Origin of the sequence: Daejeonella sp. (assembly GCF_044232565.1) — a bacterium.
In the GTDB taxonomy this organism is placed as follows: domain Bacteria; phylum Bacteroidota; class Bacteroidia; order Sphingobacteriales; family Sphingobacteriaceae; genus Daejeonella.
In genome coordinates, this window is record NZ_JBIILQ010000323.1 from 1 (window position 1) to 7,089 (window position 7,089).

Annotated in this window: 5 protein-coding genes; all 5 read right to left on the minus strand. The window is 36.4% G+C overall.

What is annotated here, in order from left to right; translation table 11 throughout:
- Positions 1-976 (minus strand): hypothetical protein (locus ACILQF_RS12795; RefSeq protein WP_395627788.1); only part of this gene is annotated, 976 nt, incomplete at its 3' end.
- Between the two features lie 633 nt (positions 977-1,609).
- The gene (locus tag ACILQF_RS12800) at positions 1,610-2,161 is read right to left on the minus strand and encodes a DUF1566 domain-containing protein (protein ID WP_395627789.1); all 552 of its coding nucleotides are present in this window, start codon (positions 2,159-2,161) and stop codon (positions 1,610-1,612) included.
- Positions 2,119-4,731, minus strand: coding sequence for a beta strand repeat-containing protein (locus tag ACILQF_RS12805; RefSeq protein ID WP_395627790.1), 2,613 nt, complete (start codon positions 4,729-4,731; stop codon positions 2,119-2,121). The genes ACILQF_RS12800 and ACILQF_RS12805 overlap by 43 nt, the downstream gene beginning before the upstream one ends.
- A 530-nt stretch (positions 4,732-5,261) precedes the next feature.
- Positions 5,262-5,567 carry an HU family DNA-binding protein gene (locus ACILQF_RS12810; RefSeq protein WP_395627792.1) on the minus strand — a complete coding sequence of 102 codons (306 nt, stop codon included), beginning with the start codon at positions 5,565-5,567 and terminating at the stop codon, positions 5,262-5,264.
- A 564-nt stretch (positions 5,568-6,131) separates the two neighbouring features.
- The coding region (locus tag ACILQF_RS12815) for a hypothetical protein (RefSeq protein ID WP_395627791.1) at positions 6,132-7,089 on the minus strand (958 nt) is incomplete at its 5' end.

Genomic DNA, 7,089 nt, shown 5'->3' on the forward strand with positions numbered 1-7,089 from the left:
TCGTTGTATTTGTAGTTGATGCAACTGTAGCACTCAAGGTATTTACGTTTGATTGCAATGCAGCTTGAACCCCAGCAATGGCTGTTGCCCTTGCTGTATTTTCAGCAGTGATTTGACCTGTTACATAAGTCTTAACCGCCAGTTCTGTAGGAAACTTAACATTGCTTGAATCTGCTAAACTTACATCCGTTGATTTATTGGCTACATTTTCTTTTAAATCAATTGCCGCATTCGTTGTATTTGTAGTTGATGCAACTGTAGCACTCAAGGTATTTACGTTTGATTGCAATGCAGCTTGAACCCCAGCAATGGCTGTTGCCCTTGCTGTATTTTCAGCAGTGATTTGACCTGTTACATAGGTCTTAACCGCCAGTTCTGTAGGAAACTTAACATTGCTTGCATCTGCTAAACTTACATCCGTTGATTTATTGGCTGTATTTTCTTTTAATTCAATTGCCGTATTCGTTGTATTTGTATTTGATTGCAATGCAGCTTGAACCCCAGCAATGGCGGATGCCCTTGCTGCATTTTCAGCAGTGATTTGACCTGTTACATAGGTCTTAACCGCCAGTTCTGTAGGAAACTTAACATTGCTTGCATCTGTTAAACTTACATCAGTTGATTTATTGGCCGTATTTTCTTTAAGATTCAATAAGCTCTGAGTTTCTGTTTCGGTAGATTTCTTGTCCAGCTCTGTTTGCGTAACAATCAACTTCCATACCGTATTCGTATAAAAGTAAAACCCAATGGGTGCGGTAGTTTGATAAACCAATAAGCCTTCTGCAGGGCTCGCAATCGCATCTTTTTGAGTAGCGGTTAAACGTGGAATTAAGACCCCTTTATTATTGCCAATTGAGCTTACTTCCAAAGCAGCCGAAGGTGCAGGCGTGGTTGTGCCTATTCCTATTTGGGCAAATGTATTAACAGAACCTAGCATAAGTAATACGCTAAGCAGAATGTGAATCTTAAATTTCATACGTTGATGTTGAGAAAAAAATTAGTTTAGAAAATTAATTTTTGCAGACTTTCGAAAAAAAATCTCGCACAAACTTACTGAGGAATATTACAATTAGTTAATTAGGTGCGACAAAATTTGTCCCATAACCGGGATATGGGACAAGAAATTCAGGCTTTGTAAATAAGTCTAAGCTAACAAGGCTTGTTGAAGCCTTGGATATTCTGTGGTATACTTTACAAATGCCTTATTCTGTTCTCCTTCTAAAAGGACTAGTTGTTCAGCTACGTTCCAAGGAGCTTCCTTTCAACTGAATTTGCTCTTTAGTTAATACAACAGTATATGGCTTTGAATCATTAACATTAAATAACTCATTCCAATAGTATTATCTGAATAATGCAATTCAAATAGGCCTTTGTTATCAACAACCGTACTGTCTATTGCTGATATACTAAACCCATTATAGCTCATCAATTTTATCTTATCTCCTATTTGAGCTTTAACTTCCCCACTAATTTTATATTGGCCAAATACTGGAAAGCAAGTGACAATACATAAAATAAATACAAGGTTTTTTCTGAATATTTTAAAATTCATTCTATTAAAATAATAATGAAACAATAATGGTACTATATCTTTTAGTTATTTAAATTTTTAAAAGGTTCTAATGGCTCGAACAAGAAAAGCCTCGCTCTTATCAGCGTAGCTTTGAGAGCCATTTGTAAAATCCACAGTCCTTGCGTGTTGGTTGCCAAAGTTAAACTGCGTAGAACTCCAATATCGGTAATCAGCAAACACCCCAATATTTGTATTTGGTGAAGCAGCCCCTTGTCCTATATTTGTGTACATTAATTGAAGCTCTAATATACTTGGCAAATACCAATCTGTAAAATTACCTCCGTTATAATCTCTTGCAACTTTTGCTGCATAACTACCTGTATCGAATTGAGAACTAATTATTGAAGTTGTATTGTTTAAACCCGTTCCAATAGCTGTCCCTGTTGCTCCTGTAGAGGTATAATCGTTGTTCCACCATTCTATGTAAAAATCCGAAGTTACTGCAGTTCCTGCAATTAATCCATGTGTTTGACCTCCAACGTATCCAGCATCTGCTGGTTGTAAAATATAAAATAGTATTCCGCCTTGATATGAATCACCTGCTATTATTGAACAGTTGCTGCCGTTCCTCCAATCATATTTGTCCATTCGGTGCCATTGTAAACCTGCAGTTCGCCTTTAGCTCCACAATTTGTACACCACAAAACCAAGCCCGCTACTGGTGCGGTGATAGCAACCCTTTGAGCCATAGTCATTCTTGGAGGTAACATACCTTGAGTAGTTGAACTTGCTTCTAATATAGCAGATGAGCTAGCTTCTGAAGATGCACCTACAATTACTTTTCCATTAACAGTAGCACTGGTTAAAGTTCCCAAGCTTGTTAAACTTGAATTAACCACATTTGAGGCAAGTATTGCTCCAGTTAAGGCTCCAACACCTGCTACAAGGTTAGCCCAAACGGCAACTCCACTTCCATCAGTAGTTAATACTTGGTTGGCAGTACCAGATGTATTCGGATAAGTAACTGTACCTGCGGTAAGTGTTCCTGAAGTTTTAACATTAGTCACATTTGTATTTCCTAATTGGATAGTATTACTACTTCCTACTGAGGCTTCATTTCCAATTGCAATACTATTCTCCACATCGTTTGAAATTTTGGTATCATTACCAATTGCAGTATTCCTATCGCCTGCTTGATGGTTGTCCATAGCAGCATATCCAATGGCAACGTTATTGCTTCCAGTTCTATTTTGAGATAATGCATTAAGACCCATAGCAACATTTGTATTACCCGAAATATTATTTTTCAACGCACCAAAACCATTGGAGGTATTTTCATGACCAGTCGTGTTGTTAGATAAGGCATCAACACCGCTAGCTGTATTTAGAGTACCTGAAGTATTGTTTCCTAATGTATTATTTCCTAATGCTGTATTATTACCCCCATAATTACCATTATTATTGTAATTTAAAGCATTATAACCCAAAACGGTATTTGTACTATTAAAACTTCCACCTGCTCCTACAACAACTCCTCCAGCTAGGATAAGATTACCAGATGTTTTAACCTCTGTAATTGAGCTATTTCCTAATTGAATGGTGTTGTCTGCCGTTGCAGATGCGCCAGATCCAATAGCAACAGAATTTATGCCACTAGTTACTGAACTATCTCCAATAGCAACAGAATTTGCAGCTTGATAATTTTGTCCAGCAAATGTACCAATAGCTATCGAATTGTAACCTTGTCCGAATTGTGCTGCTGCATATCCAATTCCTACTCCTCCCTCTGCTTGTAAGCCTTCAGCAACATTAGCCCCAATTGCGATGGAATGGTCTCCTTGTCCTCCGGTTCCTGCTGCATAACCAATTGCTATATTAGGTGTATTGTTAATAAAATAGTTGTTGTTGTCTACAGAACCATCTGCTTTTAAAAATTCAGAAGAAGTACCTCCTGCTTTTATTAAAGAAGCTCCTGTAATTGCGCCACTTGTGTTAACGTTAGTAACTGCTGTGTCTCCTAATTGAATGGTGTTACTAGCTGTAGCTATAGCATTGGATCCAATAGCCGTGGCATTGTTATAACTGTTATTATTAACATCCGCCCGAAAACCAATAGCTGTGTTATTGTTACCAGTTTTATTATTAAAATTTGAGAGTGCATACATACCTAATGCCGTATTTTGAGATCCTGTGTAATTAGAGCTCAGCGAACTAAAACCATTGGCGGTATTTTCATTACCAGTCGTGTTAGAGGAAAGCGACCCACGACCATCGGCGGTATTTCTATAACCAGTCGTGTTATAGTAAAGCGATCGATAACCATTGGCGGTATTTTCATAACCAGTCGTGTTAGAGGAAAGCGAAAAAGAACCATTTGCAGTATTATTATAACCAATCGTGTTTCCGCGAAGCGAAATATAACCAGTGGCGGTATTATCAATTCCCATCGTGTTAGAGACAAGGGAAGCTACACCATTTGCTGTATTATTATAACCAGACGTGTTAAAGCGAAGCGCAGAAAAACCAATGGCGGTGTTTTCACGACCCACCGTGTTTGATAGTAGCGCAGAAAAACCAATGGCGGTGTTTTCATTTATATAACTTCCTGACCCTTTACCAATGGTTAAACCATTCACTGTTAAATCAGCACTAAAAGATTTTGCTCCCGCAACCGTTTGGTCTGTTGTCAAATCTACAAAGTTTTGAGTATCTGAGCCTGTTCCACCAGTGGCTATTGGTAATATTCCTGTTACACCAGTGGTTAATGAAAGTCCTGAAGCATTGGTTAAGATAACTGCAGATGGCGTCCCTAAATCAGGTGACACCAATGTTGGAGCCGTGTTCATAACAAATGTACTTCCTGATCCTGTTTGTGAAGCTACTGAAGTGGTGTTACCTGAACTTAATATTGGGCCTATTAAGTTCGCAAATGCCCCACCCAACTTTACCCATGCCGTTCCGTCATTCGTATACATCCCTGGAGTTACATCTCCAGCAGTAACAGTGTTGTACACCGTCATACCGGCAATTGGAGTCCCTACGGTAGTTGCATCTGTAGTTCCTGTAAGGGCTACTCGAGGAAACAAAACCCCTTTCGAAGTTGACTCTAGTTCAAGAAGGGAGTTGCCATTTAAGGAAGTTACATTGTCTCCAATTTTTACTTGAGCAGAAACCAAGCTGCTTACCACCAATATAACCGATAAATAAATATTTTTCAAGGTGTTACTTTTTTAAATTGTATTAATCTTAATTAATTATTTGATATGGAATTATTTTATTTGTTACTACTTTGTTTAGAAAAAGCTATAGCTAACCATTCACTAAACTATTTTTAATTGGCTTGTAATAAAATAAATTAACCTCAAATTTTTAACACTACTAATCACCATCAACTTTTCTTATATATCAAATTATCATTATTATTTTCTAGAATGATATTGTTTTTTTTAAATTTTCATCTAATAAGAAACAAAAATATATTAACCATAAAGATTATCTTACAGCAAAATTGACTTGGTTACTCATAAATTGATTAAACTTTCAATTAAATTAATAATTATAAATAAATATCATAATTGAAGCAATTGTTTGACTGAGAGTTTTGAAAGTTTGAGTTACGCTAAAATTAGTTAGCGTGCCACTACATACCAATTGTGTTGACATTAATATTCATATTGATGGATAGTTCCATACTTCATTTAAAAAAAGTAGTCATTGTAATATTAAGTAACAATCGAGAATTATTTTGCTACCGCATTCTTTTATAAGTGAGTCCTTTGAGTTTTATTTTCATCCTTTTTGACGGATTAAACTTAATCTTGGCACTTTTAATATTGGCTTTGCCCAATTCTTCAAGGGTATCGGCTGGGGTACCTTGCACCGTAATTTGAAATGAACCCAAACTATCAATTCGTACAATTCGCCCTGCTGCCAAAGCTTCTGCAATTACTTCTGTGAGTCCTATGATTACGCCATAGCAATCGGCTTTGCTCATAGAGGAACGCGAGGCAACAATTTCGGCAAGACTGTCTAAATCTTCCTCGCCTTTATGAATGGCACAGGGATACTATTTTGTTTGAGGCGGAGAAACCAAATCGTTTTTCTTGGGTACCATTTTAAAGTGTATTGCCATAATTGTATTGGATATTTGTTACTTATTAAACCGCATGTTTCCTATTTATGTTGCTGCGCACTCATTATACTTTGCAAGCTAAGAACAATTATTAGTAGTCAATACAAATATAGTTATACATATATATGTTTTAATTAAAAGATATACATGTTTAATTAATAAAGATGTATATGTTTTAAACATAAGATATATATCTTTTTGTTTATTAGACTTGACGTTTTAAAAAACTAAAACTGACAGGAAAATTTATAGCTAATGAGAGAGGCATAAAAGCTACTTGATACTAATGAAACAAGTTTGTTATATAAAAAAATCCTACCTCAATTGTAGCAAAAAATACTATTAGTGAAGTAGGATTGGTATTGGTTTGTTATAAAAGTATTATATTGTTATTAAAAATACCTTCGATTAGCGTCATTAAAATTTTATACTAACTCTGAAAAATTAATGGTATATTTTCAATTTGGAAATTGAATACGAAAATAATTAAAAGGTTCTAATGGCTCGGACACGATACCCGTAGACCTTATTTAAATTTTCCTGACCACCACTTGTTCCGAAATCCTGTCCCCACACATAATAAGATGATAGATGAGACTCTTCTCTCTCCGAAGAACTCCAATAAAAGCCAGAAACAAAACCACCAATTGAGGATTGATTTAGATACAATTTATTTAATTCATCCTTACTCGGTAAATACCAGTCATTATATCCTCCTCCATTGTATGCTCTCGCCAATCCTGCTGCATAACTTGTAGCAGTTGGACCTTGACTTGAAATAATGGTATTTGAATTGGTTAAACCTGTTCCAATAGCAGTTCCAATTGTAGTTGTAACTAAGTAACTATCATTATACCATCGAATTCCTGCGCTTTGATCAACTGTTGCTGCAATTAAACCGTGCGTTTGACCAAGAACATAACCAGGATCTCCAATAGTAAAAATGTAAGCTATTATACCGCCTTGATAAGACATTCCTATAGGTAGTAAGCCGGCGGACGTAGCTCCTCCAATCAAGTTTACCCATTCGGTGCCATTATAATATTCTGGTTCCCCTTTCGTGCCACAATTAGTGCAATATACCATCAACCCCTGAGCAGGATTAACAATTAAATCTCGTTGGTCTGCTGTCATTCTTGGAGGTAAAAAACCTTGTGTAGTTGAGCTTGCTTGTAACACTGCTGAAGCGCTCGCAGCTGAAGATGCACCTACTATTACGTTGCCACTAGTTTTAATATCTGTTGTAACATCTATTGTTCCTGATGTTATTGTACCAACAGTAGTTAAATTTGACAAGGAAGTTAAACTTGTATTACTAGTTGCTGTAATATTGGCAGCGTCACCATCAATTGATGTGATACCTGTTAATGTTTGTGTTCCAGAAGCTCTATTGAGGGCAATAGAAGTGGTACCTATGTTGAAAGTACTTGAAGGAGCCATATAA

Excerpts from the sequence above, each read along its gene's own strand:
- ACILQF_RS12800 (WP_395627789.1), bottom strand. The coding sequence starts at position 2,161 with ATGGACAAATATGATTGGAGGAACGGCAGCAACTGTTCAATAATAGCA.